Below are 14105 nucleotides of genomic sequence, written 5' to 3'. Positions count from 1 at the left end.
GACGAATTATCAATAATCACAGAGTATTTATCATAGATCGTCCTGGCGTAAGCTCCTAACCTTAACGAAATGTTAATTGTTCTGGAGAGATGTTTATGAGTTCCTGCATTGCAGCTGAAGAGAGCCTGGCAAATGCCAGGCCCGCGTGGCGCGCCGTCTATGCGCTGGCGCTGGGCGTGTTTGGCCTGATTGTTGCCGAGTTCCTTCCCGCCAGCCTGTTGACACCGATGGCGGCCAGCCTTGGGGTCAGCGAAGGGATGGCAGGGCAGGCGGTGACCGCAACGGCCCTGGTGGCGCTGGTGACCGGCTTGCTGATCACCCCCGCCACCAAAAATATCGATCGCCGCTGGGTACTGATGTTCTTTTCTGTCCTGCAGATCGTCTCCAGCCTGATGGTGGCCTTCGCCAGTTCGCTGGAGTTTCTGCTGCTGGGACGCCTGCTGCTGGGGATAGCGATCGGCGGGTTCTGGTCGATGTCGACCGCCACGGCGATGCGTCTGGTGCCTGCCGCGTTGGTGCCGAAAGCGCTGGCGGTGATCTTCTCCGCCGTGTCGATAGCGACCGTAGTGGCTGCGCCGCTGGGCAGCTATCTGGGCGGCCTGATCGGCTGGCGCAGCGTCTTTATTCTTTGTACGGTCCCAAGCGTTCTGGCGCTGCTGTGGCAACTGTGGGTGCTGCCCTCAATGCGCCCGGAAAGCGTCGGCAGCTTTGCTACGCTGTTTAAGGTGCTGCGCCGTCCCGGCATGGTTGGCGGGATGCTGGCCACCATTTTAATCTTCAGCGGCCATTTTGCCTTTTTCACCTATCTGCGGCCGTTCCTCGAGACCGTCGCCCAGGCCAGCGTCGAAGGCGTCTCCCTGATTTTGCTGGGATTCGGGGTGGCGAACTTTATCGGGACCTCGATCGCCGGGCATCTGTTGAGTCGCAGCCTGCGGTTGACGCTGGCGCTGGTTCCTCTGGCTATGAGCGTGCTGGCGCTGATGATGGTGACCTTCGGTCATATCGCGCTCCTCGATGGATTGCTGGTCGCCATGTGGGGCTTCGCCTTCGGTCTGGTGCCGGTAGGCTGGTCAACCTGGCTGGCGACGACGGTGCCGGATGAAGCGGAAAGCGCGGGCGGGCTGCTGGTTGCCTCTATTCAGCTGGCGATCAGCGCCGGAGCGGCCGGCGGCGGGGCGGTGTTTGACCTCAATGGCGCCAGCGGCGTCTTTACCGGCAGCGGTTTACTCTTGCTCACCGCCATGATTATTGTCTTTGCCGGCGTGCGGGTGAAATCCACGGTCAGCGAAGAATAAATCCGCGCCGCGTTAACGATGCGCCTACGGGCGCATTTTCTTCGCCTGTTGTTCCGGCCAGGCCGCTTTGCGTTCCAGCAGGTGATACGCTCCCTCGTCGCTGATCCCTTCGCCAATCGTGACAAAGCCGCTGGCGGCATAAAACGCCAGCGCATTGCGATTACGCGTCAGGCACTTGAGCCGATAGCCGTGCTCTTGCCAGCCGGGTAATGCCTGCAGCAGCATTTTACCAACCCCGCAGCCCTGACGGGCGGGAGCGACATGCAAATGGTGAATAAAGTGGTCTGGCATCCAGACGGCAATGAAGCCGGCCAGCTCTCCCTGAGGATCGTGTGCCAGCCAGATCGTTTCACCTTCAGTCTGCTTTTCCAGATCGGTTAAGCGGAAATCGGTGACGTTCAGCCACGTAAACGTATGACACCGCGATAAAAGAAACAGCCGCTGTAATGCCGGCCAGTCATGACGGGTTGCCTGACGAACTGAAATAGTCAATCTCACTCCTTTCTCTTTTCTCTGCCTGAATCCGGAACATCCCCGGCGGCGACGCAATTATAGCGAATCTCCCTTTTTACCTGCACATCTGGCGAACAAAAACCGCCCTTCAGCGGTGCAGGGCAGCGGCACGACGGCCGGTTATTTTAATAATGCACTGATAAATAACAAATAAGTAACGTGGTACGGTTAATGCTTAGCACTGTAAGTATTGGGATGCGCAGGGGACGGGCGGGGTTTCAACGACCCCATACCGTCGTGGCCGTCATTTTTGATTTGTGGCTAACGGATTACTGGAGCTGATTATGACCGTTCTCAGAGAACCTTTGGTTGTCGCCAGATATGGCAAATGGACGCAACTCGCACTTGGCCTGATCTGTATGGCTGCGATATCCAGTCCACAATATGTCTGGACGTTGCTGACCAGACCGTTGACCGACAAACTGGGCGTCGGGTTAGCGGAACTACAGGTGACCTTTTCGCTGTTGATTATCCTGCAGACGTTTTTCTCGCCGTTTCAGGGACGGCTGGTTGAACGCTTTGGCCCGCGGCTGCTTATCTCTCTCGGCACGGTCATGGCGGGGCTGAGCTGGGTTCTCTCGGCTCAGGTCAGCGGCCTGGCCGCGCTGTACCTCGTCTATGGCGGACTCGGCGGGCTGGGAACCGGTATTGTCTATATCGGCGTCGTCGGTTTAATGGTGCGCTGGTTTCCCCGCCATCGTGGATTTGCCGCTGGCGCCGTTGCGGCAGGGTATGGCATGGGGGCGATTATGACCACCTTTCCTGTCTCCGTCTCGCTGGGCCAATACGGATTAGAACAGACCATGACGGTCTTCGGCCTCCTCTTTGCCGCCGTGGGATTTCTGGCCAGCCAGGGGCTGAAGCTGCCGCCCGATAGCGGTGCGTTGCCCGCCAGCCAGACCGTCGCGCAAAGTAGCCGGCAATTCACTTCGCGCGAAATGCTGCGCCAACCGCTTTTCTGGCTGATGTTTGCCATGATGGCGATGATGTCGACCTCCGGACTGATGGTGACGTCGCAGATGGCGGTCTTTGCTGAGGATTTCGGCATCAGTAAGGCGGTGGTGTTCGGCATGGCCGCGCTGCCGCTAGCGCTGACTATCGACCGTTTTACCAATGGCCTGACGCGACCGCTGTTCGGCTTTATTTCCGATCGCTATGGCCGGGAAAACACCATGTTTATCGCCTTTGCGCTGGAAGGGGTGGCGATGACCCTGTGGCTGGCCTGTCGTGACGATCCGATGCTGTTTGTGCTGTTGTCCGGCGTGGTGTTTTTCGGCTGGGGGGAGATTTTTTCGCTGTTTCCCTCCACGTTGACCGACACGTTCGGCAGCGAATATGCGAGCTCTAACTACGGCTGGTTGTATATATCGCAAGGGATCGGATCGATTTTTGGCGGCCCGCTGGCGGCGCTGCTGTACCAGCATACTCAAGGGTGGGAGGTGGTCTTTAGCTGCGCGATAGGACTTGATTTTATTACCGCCGCGCTGGCGATTGCGCTGTTGAAACCCTGGCGCGCGCGGTTTATCCGTCAACACAGTGACGCTGCCGCGATTGACTAAAGGCTCTCCGGATGTCTGCCCCGGCGCCAGTTTGCCGCCGCCGGGGCTATTCTTTATCTCAACCTTTATCTCAATCTTTATCTCATACCGGCGAATTTACGCCTGTGCCAGCGACAGCTCGTGCGCGTTGGCCGCCTCCTGACGCTTACGTTCCAGTTCCAGCGCCCCACGGTGTGACAGATAGCAAAACAGAATGCAGCACACCACGCCGCCCATCAGCAGATAGAAACCGCCGTGCCAGCCCAGCTTATCCACCATCACGCCGAACAGACTGGTGCCCAGCGACGCGCCGAAGATGTAGCTCATAAAACCGCGTAAACCGACGGCAGAACCGACTGCAAAGCTCGGCACAATCTCCATGGTCTGTACCGAGGCCAGAAATTGCGGGACGTAAATCAGGCAACCCACAATGGCGGCAAACACCGTGACCATAAACAGCGAATCACTTTTCCAGTAGCCAATCAGGCAGAAGAAGATCAGCGTCATGCAGATCATCGCCAGCGGCATGCGGCGACCTTTAAACAGCTTATCCGACAGCCAGCCGGCCAGCAGCGTCGACGGAATGGCCGCCCATTCGAAAAACAGAAACGCGACGCTCATCTCTTCTTTCGAGAAGTGCTTCACCGACAGAAGATAGATAGGCAGCCAGCTGATCATTCCGAAGCGCACCATGTAGACGAACACATCGACCATCGAGACGTACCAGGCGTTCTTGTTTTTCAGCACATAGGTACAAAAGATTTGCCAGGCGCTCATGTTTTCCGGGGCTTTTTCCACTTTGCCGGTATTGAGCAGCACTTTCTCTTCCGGGAGCATTTCGTCGAGCGCCGGCAGCCCTTCGCTGCGCGGCGAGCCTTTTCCCAGAATCAGCACCACAACGGCAAACAGCACCGCAACCGCGGCGGGGACGATATAGCTGGCGGTCTGCCAGTGTTCGGTCCCGAGCAGCGCAAAAGCGGTTCCGACGATGGGGGCGACAATACCACCGCCAACGTTGTGCGAGATGTTCCAGAATGCGCCGACCCGGCCACGTTCGCGGCGTGGAAACCAGTTGGCGATGGTGATAAACGAGGGGCCAACGCCCATGCCCTGGAACAGCCCGTTGATCACCACCAGCGCGACGAAAATCCAGAACGCGCTGCTGAAGCCCAGCCCGACGTTCACTGCCGCGCACATCACCAGCCCGCAGGCCATAAAGACTTTCGGGCTGGCCTTATCCGCCAGGCTGCTCATCACCCCTTTGCTGATACCGTAGGCGATCAACATGCAGCTGCTGAGCATGCCAATTTGGGTGGCGCTCAGGTCAAGCTGCTCTTTGAGGTAGGGAGTCGACAACGTGAAGTTATTACGCACGATGTAGTAGGCGAGATAGCCGAGGAAGACGCTCAGTAGCGCCTGCATCCGATAGCGTTTATAGGTAGGGACAATCTGTTGCGCAGGAATCGTGGCCGCGGCGACCTTGGGTTTTAATAATGAAAGCATAACCGTACCTGTATTTTATTAGCGGTGGTGAATGTCGGGATAATTCAATTAAGCTGTCGTCAGTACGTTATCAATTGTGGTGAAAACAAAGCGGCAATACAATCCAGGCTATTTGAGTCAAAAATGACTCAAATATAAATCCGGAGGTTCTTTTTTTGACCCAAATATATTTACCGGTCGCCACTCTTTTTGTGAAATACTTAGCCGAGCTGGGTGCAAATTGCGCAATAGCCCTAAGGGCCTGCGTTCTTGTTAGTTTGACCTTGTTAACAGTATAATTTTAATAGCGGTGGTAGGCTGTTTATTATTCTGTAGGATAAAGCCGAATATGGATATTTCCCCGGCTTTAACGAACGCGTCGGGCAATGAACTTTTTTGTCACAAAGCTCAGCGAGATATTATTTATTCATGTTCTGGTTTTATGAAAACGATCACAAAACGCTGGCAGCGAGAAGGGTATTTCATGACAAAGCGGTCAAATAAACGACAGCGGGGCTGGGGTATTGGACTCTTCCTCAGTTTGCTGATGGTCTTTAGCGTTGAGGCCAAAAAGAATGAGCTGGTGATTGCCACCACTTTCTCACCAGATGCGACCGCCTATATCATCAGCCGCTGGCAGACTCAGCCGCAATCGGTGATCATCCGTACTCTGAATCGCACCAGCGCCTCGCTGGAACAACTGCTGGACGGCGCCGGAGGCGAGAATATCGATCTGGTGCTGACTTCATCGCCCATGCTGTTGCAGCACCTGCAGGAACATCAGCGGCTGGCCGCCTACCCGGACGCGCCGGCCCAGTCGCAGCAGCGGGTACCGGCTTCGATCCGCGGTACCGCAGTCGCGGTGGCCATCTCCGGGTTTGGTCTGCTCATTAACCAGCGTAATCTCCGCGAGCGCCAGCTGCCGCTGCCCGCCAGCTGGGACGATCTGATGCAGGCGCGCTACCAGGGCACCTTATTAATGAGCAGCCCCTCGCGTTCGGATACTAACCATCTGATGGTGGAATCGCTGCTGCAACAGGAGGGCTGGAACCACGGATGGGAAATCATTTTGAGCATGGCGGGGAACCTGATCACTATCTCCAGCCGCAGTTTTGGCGTGGCGGATAAAATCAAAAGCGGCTTAGGCTCGGTCGGCCCGGTGATTGATAACTACGCCAATCTGTTGCTCGACGATCCAAACCTGACGTTTCACTATTTTCCGCACTCGGCGGCGTCACCTACCTATGTGGCGATGATTGGTCATAACCCGTACCCGGCGGATGCCCGGCGCTTTATTCAGTTTTTGCTTAGTCCGGAAGGCCAGCAGGCGCTCTCGGATACCAACACCGGAAAATACTCGATTATCCCCGATCCGGGAAATACACCGCGCGCGCGCCAGCAGCGCCAGCTACTGAGCGAACCCTCACTCAACTATCAGCTGATCCTGCAACGTCAGCGTCTGGTACAAAAGTTGTTTGATACTGCGATAAGCTTTCGTCTGTCGCAGCTGAAGGATGCCTGGCGAGCGTTGCACAATGCAGAAGCCCGGCTAAAAACGCCGCTACCGGAGGTCCGCGCGTTGCTGACCGCCATGCCGGTCAGCGAGCAGCAGAGTCGCGATGAGGACTATCTCCGACAGCTGGATAATAAAGATCGGGCCGAACAGCTCATGATGGAGTGGCAGCTCTTTTTCCAGGAACAACAGCGGCAGGCGATCGTTAAACTGGAGAACCTGAAATGAGGTTGCCCGGCTTTATCAGGAACCTGACCATCAGCGCCAGCCTGCGCGGCGCGTTCCTGACCGGCGCGCTGCTGACCCTCGTCGTCAGCGGCGTCAGCCTCTACTCCTGGCACGAGCAGAGCTCGCAAATTCGCTATGCGCTCAACGACTATTTCCCGCGGATTCAGACCTCGTTCCTGATTGAAAACAGCCTGAATACGCTGGTCGATCAGCTTAATGAGTTTTTACTGGCGGCCAATACCACCTCGCGCCTGCAATTACGCAACCAGATCCTGCAACACCTGGATGACATCGACAGGTTAAGCCAGCGTCTTGATATGCCGGAACGCCAGCAAATTGAGCTGACGCTTCGCGACAGCCGTCAGCTGCTCGCCAGGCTCGATCGTTCGCTCTACAACATGTTTATCGCGCGGGAAAAGGTCAATGAAATCACCGCGCGGATTAACTGGCTGCATGATGACTTTACCTCAGAGATGAACTCCCTGGTGCAGGACTTCAGCTGGCAGCAGGGCGCCTTGCTAGATCAGATGGAGGACAAGCAGGGCCACGCCGTTCATCGTCTGCAGGCCAATCTGCGGGCGGTGCAGGGGGAACAGCAGCAGGTCTACACCCTGGCGCGCATTGAGAGCCAGATTATCAGCGACCTGCGCGACAGACTCACCGAGGTGCAGTCCAGCACGGAGGGCGACGGTAACGTGGAAGGGCATATTCGCTACCTGACCTACCTTAAAAACACCGCGGATGAAAATATGCATCTGCTGGAAGGCTATCCCAGCACGATAACCCTGCGGCAAACCATTGACGAGCTGCTCGATACCGGGATCGCGGAAAACAAAATGCCGGCCGCGATTCGGCAATATATTGAAGCGCAAAAGGCGCTGGCGCAGGTGACGCAAGCCAAAGAGAGCACGCTGGCGCGTTTTCGCGCCCAGCTGGAGTCCCAGCTCAGCGACAGCCACGGAAAAATGCGCGCCTTCAATCAGCGCCTCGAACATACCATGTGGTTCAGCGGCAGTCTGATTCTGATTGCCACGCTGCTGGCGCTGGCGCTGGCATATTTGCTCAACCACTATTTTATCCGTTCGCGGCTGGTTAAACGCTTTATTCAGCTTAATCAGGCGGTGGTGCGTATCGGACTGGGCGATGTTAACGCCGCTATTCCGGTGTATGGCGAAGATGAACTGGGGCGCATCGGGAAACTGCTGCGCCATACCCTGGGACAGCTTACTCAACAACGCCAGCTGCTGGAACAGGAGATCGCGGAGCGCAAGAGGGTCGATCTCCATCTGCGTACGACCCAGGATGAGCTGGTTCAGGCGGCCAAGCTGGCGGTCGTCGGGCAGACGATGACGACGCTGGCGCATGAAATCAATCAGCCGCTTAACGCTCTGTCGATGTATCTCTACAGCGCCCGCACCGCCATTAAGCATGAGCAGATGGCCAGCGCCAGCCAGACCCTGGCCAGGGCGGAAGGGCTGATTGGCCGAATCGACGCCATTATCCGCAACCTGCGGCAGTTCTCTCGTCGTTCGGAAGCGGATACGCCTGCCAGCGCCGTCAGTCTGCGCCAGGCATTCGTTGCCGCCTGGGAGCTGCTGGCGCTGCGCCATAAACCGCTGTGCGGCGTACTGAACCTGCCGCCTGATGAACCGCAGGTCCTCGGTGACGAGGTGCGCATCCAGCAGGTGCTGGTAAATGTGCTCACCAACGCGCTGGATGCCGCCCAGACGGCGCCCTGCATTAGCGTGGCATGGGAACGTACGGCGGAAGGCTGGACGGTGATGATTGCGGATAATGGCGGCGGCTGGCCGCTGGCGCTGGCGGGGTCGCTCCTCAAGCCGTTTGTAACCAGCAAGCAGCTGGGACTGGGGATCGGCCTGTCGATCAGCGAATCATTAATGATACAGATGGAAGGGCATCTGCGGCTGGCGTCGACGCTGGATCGACATGCCTGTGTTGTTTTGCAATTTTTAGCTACGGAAATAAGTCATGTTGACCGATCACCACAATATATTGCTGATTGACGATGACAGCGATGTCCTCGACGCCTATACCCAGCTGCTCACCCAGGCCGGGCATCGGGTTTACGCCTGTGGCGATCCGCTGCGCGCGCAGGATCTGGTCAGCGAAGCATGGCCCGGTATCGTGCTCAGCGATGTGTGTATGCCGCACTGTTCCGGCATCGATTTGCTGAAGATACTGCTTAAACACGACCCGCATCTGCCGGTGATATTAATTACCGGCCATGGCGATGTCCCGATGGCGGTTGAGGCGGTTAAGAAAGGCGCATGGGATTTTCTGCAAAAACCGGTTAATCCCGGGCAGCTGCTAGACCTGATCGATAAAGCGCTGGCCCAGCGTCAGTCGCAGGTGGTGCGGCGACAGTGGCAAAAAGAGCAGCTGGAAGACAACCTGATTGGCCGCAGCGAGTGGGTTACCCAGATGCGACAAACGCTTCAGCAGCTGGCCGAAACGGATGTCGCGGTCTATTTTCATGGCGAACGGGGAACGGGGCGAACGCTGGCGGCATGCTACCTGCATCGCCTCAGCACGCGCGGCGACCGGCCGATAATTTTCGGCGATATCCTGCAAGGCCAGGAGGCACCGCTGCAGGCGTGGTGTGAGCAGGCGCAGGGCGGGACGCTGGTTCTGCGGAATATCGAGTTTCTGAGCCAGGCACAGCAGTTGGTACTGGCCCATCAGCAAGCGCAGGATGAACCGCCGTGTCGACTGGTTGCCACGGGGCTGCAGCCGCTCATTGCCCTGGTGGGCAATAACCTTATTCTTCCCGATCTCTATTATTGCTTTGCCATGACCCAGCAGTTTTGCCCGCCGCTGGCGCAGCGTCTCGACGATATCGAGCCCCTGTTTCTGCACTATCTACAGCAGGCCTGTTTACGGCTGAATCATCCGGTACCAGAACTGCCGGCGGCGCTGGCTAAAAAGCTGGTCAATCGCCACTGGCCGAACAACGTGCGCGAACTGGCAAATGCGGCCAAGCTATTTGCCGTCGGGGTGATGCCGCTGGCCGAAATCCCCAATCCGCTGCTGCATCAGGTTGAGCCGATGCAGCTTGACCAGCGGGTTGAGGATTATGAACGGCAGATCATTATTGAGGCCCTGAACATCCATCAGGGCCGGATCAACGATGTCTCAGAGTATTTGCAGATCCCGCGCAAAAAGCTCTACCTGCGAATGAAAAAATTTGGCTTAGACAAACATCATTATCGCTGAGCGGTACGGCCTAATGCTTAAGTCTGACGGCTGCCCGTTTTTCGCTCAGCATAAACAGCGAATTGACGATGATGGCAGTCAGGGTGCCGGCCGCCATACCGTTGCCCAGTACCATCTGTATTCCTGACGGGAAATTCTGATACAGCCCGGGCACAAGTATCGGCAACATCCCCATCGCCAGACCGGCAGCTAAGGCATAGGTTTTCCCCGGCGTATGCAGCGGTTCGCGGGCAATCATACCGATGCCGATGACGCCGATGATACTGAAAACGATCACCGCCGTACCGCAGACCACCGGGCCTGGCAGGCAGGTGGCAAGGCGAACCAGTGGGGAGAGCAGCGCAATCAGGATCAGCAGCGCTCCCGCTGTCGCCGTGACATAACGGGATCTGACGTTGGTCGTGCGCACGACGCCAATATTTTCGCCGGAGGTAATAATCAGGGAGGTGCCGAACAGCCCGCCCAGCAGCGAAATAATGGCGTCGCCGCGGATCGTCCGGGGAATCGCTTTGTGCACGTTTTGCGGCGAGTTGACGATCTCCGCGGTGGCGATCGTTTGCCCGGCCGCTTCCGCCATTGAGATGACGGCGTAAATTAATAACGGTAGCGACGCCGTAAGATTAAAAACCGGCCAGCCGAACGGAAACAGCTGTGGCAGGCTGAACAGCGGCCCGTGACTGACCTCGCTGAAATCGGTGCTGCCCAGGGCCACCCCCAGCAGAGTACCGGCCAGTAAACCAAACATCACCGACAGCTGACGCAGGATCCCGGTAAACGCCAGCGCGAAGATAAGCGTAATCAGGATGGTCGTCAGCGCCAGAAGAATGTGGGTTGGCTGGGCAAAATGGCCGCTGCCCGGTGGCCCGATAATCAGTCCGCCGTACAACCGAATCAGGTTAATCGAGACCATCAGCAGCATGATCCCGATGATAAACGGCGGGAAATGGTGCAGAAAACGGCGGAAAACGGGCAGGGCGATAAAGTAAAACAGCGACGTTAAGATTACTGCGCCAATCGCCGTCTGTATCGACGTTTGTAGGGCAATCGCGATAAAAATTGCAATCGGCGCGCCGCCGGGCACCATGATGAAAGGCAGCCGCGCGCCGACGCTCCCGATACCGAGGCTTTGTACGATGGCCCCCAGCCCGCACAGCAAAAAGGTCGCGCTCAGTAGCGACGTGGTGACGGTATCGCTGAAGTGCAGCGCCTGGGCGATGAGGAAAACGGCGGTGATTGGCGTGGCGACCACCACCAGAACATGCTGAAACGCCAGCAACAGCAGAGTTTGCCAGGGCAGGGCTTCGTTATCCGGAATATCCGAGTCAGAACGCGGCATAGATAAATGCCTCCCAAAGAGGTCAAAAGAGAGCCGTCGACACAGGCCGACGGCGGCGAATTATTTCAACCACGGCAGCGCATCGGCAGCATAGCGGTGCGCGCGGAAAGCGCTGTTCTGCAGACCGGGGATAATGCCCTTGCTGAGGTGTTCCGGGTAGGTATTGAAGTAGGGAATGATGTATTCCCATACCGTCTCGCCCTGCGGCGTCACTTCAAACAGACGGCCAAATGCCGATTCGCAAATAAAGGTGTTGCCGTTCGCCAGGCGCTGAGCGCTTCCCATATAGGGCGAGAAAAAAGCAGGGGGGAAAATATCGCGATATTGCCAGGTGATAGCCATGGTGTGTGGATCGAATTCCAGCACCGTTGAGTGCGGAGAGGTTACCCCCTGACGAAGATTGCCGTTATCAAACACCAGAATGGTGCCATTGGCCATCTCGACCGGCGTGTGCTGTTGGGCGACAATATCCGCTCCCGCGTGCCAGACAACGTTGCCATTCTCTTTCTCTACGGCAATGACGCCGGATGTTGTGCGCAGGCTCATCAGCACCAGCCCCTCACGGGTAACCGAGAGGCCGTTGATCATCGGCCAGTGACGGCGATCGAAGATCGTATGTACCGGATAATCCTCCGGCGACAGATGCTCCCAGGCGCGCCATTCCCATACCACTTCGCCGTCGCGGTTAACCTCTTTGACAACATCGCTTTGAATGATGCCATCCGGCGCATCGCGGCGCGGGTCGCCGCCGGTAACCCGGGCGGCTATTTCCGCCGGCAGCGGGGCGGCGGCGGTGTACAGCAGATGACCGTTCGCCAGCCACTGCGCATCGTGATGATGGAAAATATCCTCGTAATGCCAGACCACTTCGTTATCCGGCGTGACTTCATAGAAATCGCCGCCGTGCCACAGGTCCCAGGCCGGATAGAGATTCGCCGAGGTGCGATGGCTGCCGTTATAGCCGAGGTTGCCGTTAGGTAACAGCACCGCATCACGTCCGGCGCGAACCGGGAGCTGCCACTGGTGCGCCACCTCTCCTTGTTCATCAATCAGATAGACCCGACCTTCGGCAGTCTGTGGGGCAAAGAGGGTATAGCCGCCAAAGCTTTTCTCCCTGTTGGCGAGGGTCAATCCGCTCGGACGACGCCCGAGGGTAAAAGCCGGATCCTGAGATAAGTGTGCCACGTAGCCTCCTGAGGAACGATTTGCCGTCAAAATTGTTCATTAAAACGTTTTAATGAAGCAACATTAGATAGGAACGACCGTTTCAGGGCTACGGGTGATAGCCACTTTTTTAATATGATTTTGTTATGTCATAGTGCGGAAAATCATACGAGGGAAATGTGCTACCCTGAGCGTAAAAACACAGGGAACGCCAGGTCTATGTCTGTTCACGATAAGAAACGCGCAAAACTGATCGATGTTGCCCGTCACGCTGGCGTGTCGCCGGGTACCGTCTCCAATGCGTTGCATAACACCCGTTTTGTTGAACCTGAGACGCGACAGCGAATCGAAGAGGCGATTCAGGCGCTCAACTACACCCCGAATATTCGCGCGCGCCAGCTACGAACCGGAAAAACAAACACCATTGCACTTCTCTCTTCTCTGCCGCTGACCATTGCGTCCGGGGCGTCGAAGCTGGGTTTTATGATGGAAATTGCGCTTACCGCAGCGATTATGGCGCTGGAGAAGCAGCATGCGCTGATCCTGGTGCCGCCGGGAAAGAACCCGCTGGATATGGTGACCTTTGATGCCGCGATTCTGCTGGAACCCGCGGAAAACGATCCGCAGCTGCGCGCGCTTGAGCAGGCAGGGATCCCCTGTATTACCATTGGCCGCACGCCGGGAACGCCAACTCCGGTTCCATGGGTGGATCTCCATTCTGCCGCCACGGCCACGCTGCTGCTGACGCACCTGCAGACGCAAGGCGCCGACCGGTGCGCGCTTTTTGTCGGTACAACGCGTCGGGCCTCAACGCTGGAAACGGAAGCCGCTTACCTGCTCTGGTGCGAAGGACGGCAGGCGCCGGTCATCTATTACCTCAATGAAGAGGAGGGGGAAACCGCTGGCTATCAGGCCGCGCGTCGGCTGGTGCAGGATAATCCCGATGTGGATGGCCTTCTGGTACTGGTCGACACCTTTGCCAGCGGGGCGGTTCGCGCCTTTCATGAAACCGCCACCGCGATCCCCCAACGAATGCGCTTAGCCACCCGATACGACGGTATTCGTGCCCGAGAATCCCAGCCGCCGCTGACATCGGTGAACATGCATCTCGATGAGGTCGCCAGGCAGGCGATTACGCTACTGTTTGCCGTGTTGGCCGGGCAAAACGTCGCTGGCAGCCGCGGTCAGATGCCGGAACTGGTGGTCAGAGCCTCAAGCCGTTTGCCTGAATTGAGCTGAGCGCGGTGACGACTACCGTTGCTTTTGAAGCCAGCAAAGCTCTTCCGGCGTCGAGCTCCTGCCGAGCGCCTGATTGCGATACGGATAGCGGCCAAACTGGTCGATCACCCGCTTGTGCTCGGTTTCTGCTCTGAGTGAACGTGTGCTCGCGTAGCGCTGATAGAGCGTGAGCGCAGTATCATGAATGATTGGCGATTCCGAATGCATAAACGGCAGCAGGGCAAAATCGCGTCTTTCAACAGGAAGCTGGTCAAAGTCAGGTTGTTTGACCAGTTCCTGTGCCAGGACCAGCGCCATACCGTCAGCCGCGAATGAAAGTGGGCTATTGCGAAACAGATTGCGTGAAAACTGATCGAGCACGATGATTTCCGCCAGCCGGCCGGAGAGGCTCTCCCGCCACTCGGCCAGCTCACCGCGCAAGGCTGCCTGATGAACCGCAGAAAAGCGGTGACGAATCTGTTCATCAAAGCCCTCGTCCGATCGGAACCAGCGTTCAGGCGGGGTTTGATGAAACCAGAACTCCAGAATTTCGTGGGCGTCTCTCATCGTGTTAACCGACATCT

Annotated in this window: 11 protein-coding genes; 6 read left to right on the top strand and 5 right to left on the bottom strand. The window is 57.2% G+C overall.

The features are described 5' to 3' along the window. The first annotated feature begins 95 nt into the window (after positions 1 to 95). Positions 96 to 1295 carry an MFS transporter gene (locus tag MC50_RS21625; RefSeq protein WP_032687665.1) on the top strand — a complete coding sequence of 400 codons (1200 nt, stop codon included), beginning with the start codon at positions 96 to 98 and terminating at the stop codon, positions 1293 to 1295. Between the two features lie 24 nt (positions 1296 to 1319). Here MC50_RS21625 and MC50_RS21620 read toward each other — a convergent pair whose 3' ends face one another. Next, positions 1320 to 1787, bottom strand: a complete 468-nt coding sequence (locus tag MC50_RS21620; protein ID WP_047664913.1) for a GNAT family N-acetyltransferase — start codon at positions 1785 to 1787, stop codon at positions 1320 to 1322. Between the two features lie 305 nt (positions 1788 to 2092). Between MC50_RS21620 and oxlT the strand changes: the two genes are divergently transcribed. Continuing rightward, complete coding sequence (gene oxlT, locus MC50_RS21615) at positions 2093 to 3367, top strand: oxalate/formate MFS antiporter (protein WP_046852492.1); 1275 nt, start codon at positions 2093 to 2095, stop codon at positions 3365 to 3367. Between the two features lie 96 nt (positions 3368 to 3463). Here the strand turns inward: oxlT and pgtP are convergent, their stop codons facing one another. Then, positions 3464 to 4849: a phosphoglycerate transporter PgtP gene (pgtP, locus tag MC50_RS21610; protein ID WP_032696173.1), complete on the bottom strand. Its 1386-nt coding sequence runs from the start codon at positions 4847 to 4849 to the stop codon at positions 3464 to 3466. A 526-nt stretch (positions 4850 to 5375) separates the two neighbouring features. On the opposite strand from pgtP, the gene MC50_RS21605 reads away from it, so the two are divergent. From MC50_RS21605 to pgtA, 3 genes are read left to right on the top strand one after another with little or no spacing between them, the layout of a single operon-like run. Next, complete coding sequence (locus MC50_RS21605) at positions 5376 to 6569, top strand: ABC transporter substrate-binding protein (RefSeq protein WP_099973228.1); 1194 nt, start codon at positions 5376 to 5378, stop codon at positions 6567 to 6569. Further along, positions 6566 to 8593: a two-component system sensor histidine kinase PgtB gene (pgtB, locus tag MC50_RS21600; protein ID WP_047664912.1), complete on the top strand. Its 2028-nt coding sequence runs from the start codon at positions 6566 to 6568 to the stop codon at positions 8591 to 8593. The genes MC50_RS21605 and pgtB overlap by 4 nt, the downstream gene beginning before the upstream one ends. Then, complete coding sequence (pgtA, locus tag MC50_RS21595; RefSeq protein WP_032687668.1) at positions 8559 to 9803, top strand: two-component system response regulator PgtA; 1245 nt, start codon at positions 8559 to 8561, stop codon at positions 9801 to 9803. Before pgtB ends, pgtA begins: the two co-directional genes overlap by 35 nt. A gap of 10 nt (positions 9804 to 9813) precedes the next feature. Here the strand turns inward: pgtA and MC50_RS21590 are convergent, their stop codons facing one another. Both MC50_RS21590 and MC50_RS21585 read right to left on the bottom strand, forming a co-directional pair. Further along, positions 9814 to 11139: a uracil-xanthine permease family protein gene (locus tag MC50_RS21590; protein ID WP_047664911.1), complete on the bottom strand. Its 1326-nt coding sequence runs from the start codon at positions 11137 to 11139 to the stop codon at positions 9814 to 9816. A gap of 60 nt (positions 11140 to 11199) precedes the next feature. Continuing rightward, the gene (locus tag MC50_RS21585; protein ID WP_047664910.1) at positions 11200 to 12324 is read right to left on the bottom strand and encodes an aryl-sulfate sulfotransferase; all 1125 of its coding nucleotides are present in this window, start codon (positions 12322 to 12324) and stop codon (positions 11200 to 11202) included. Between the two features lie 198 nt (positions 12325 to 12522). Here MC50_RS21585 and MC50_RS21580 point away from each other — a divergent pair, with 198 nt between their 5' ends. Further along, a complete protein-coding gene (locus MC50_RS21580; RefSeq protein ID WP_047664909.1) occupies positions 12523 to 13542 on the top strand; it encodes a LacI family DNA-binding transcriptional regulator in 1020 nt (339 codons plus the stop codon). A 12-nt stretch (positions 13543 to 13554) separates the two neighbouring features. Here MC50_RS21580 and MC50_RS21575 read toward each other — a convergent pair whose 3' ends face one another. Further along, positions 13555 to 14103 (bottom strand): DUF924 family protein, encoded by a 549-nt coding sequence (locus tag MC50_RS21575; RefSeq protein WP_080694449.1) that lies wholly within the window; start codon positions 14101 to 14103, stop codon positions 13555 to 13557. Positions 14104 to 14105: the final 2 nt, after the last annotated feature.

This window comes from Klebsiella planticola (genome assembly GCF_000783935.2).
Taxonomy (GTDB): domain Bacteria; phylum Pseudomonadota; class Gammaproteobacteria; order Enterobacterales; family Enterobacteriaceae; genus Klebsiella; species Klebsiella planticola.
This window is presented reverse-complemented; position numbering and strand designations above follow the sequence as displayed.